Annotated in this window: 1 protein-coding gene; it reads left to right on the top strand. The window is 40.8% G+C overall.

All coding sequences use genetic code 11. The annotated features are described in order from the left end of the window. Positions 1–73: 73 nt before the first annotated feature. Positions 74–255: hypothetical protein (locus ACG9ZB_RS17560; protein WP_419326878.1), on the top strand; the 182-nt coding region annotated here is incomplete at its 3' end.

Here is a 255-nt window from a genome sequence, read left to right as displayed (position 1 = left end):
AAAGATGGCTTAAAGCTCAACATTCAGAAAACAAAGATCATGGCATCCGGTCCCATCACTTCATGGGAAATAGATGGGAAAACAGTGGAAACAGTCAGACTTTATTTTTTTAGGCTCCAAAATCACTGCAGATGGCGACTGTTGCCATGAAATTAAAAGACGCTTACTCCTCGGAAGGAAAGTTATGACCAACCTAGATAGCATATTCAAAAGCAGAAACATTACTTTGCCAACAAAGGTCCGTCTAGTCAAGGC

It is taken from the genome of Acinetobacter johnsonii (assembly GCF_048551975.1).
GTDB classification, from domain to species: domain Bacteria; phylum Pseudomonadota; class Gammaproteobacteria; order Pseudomonadales; family Moraxellaceae; genus Acinetobacter; species Acinetobacter johnsonii_A.
Note: the sequence above shows the minus strand (reverse complement) of the source record. Positions and strands in the feature narration are given on the sequence as shown.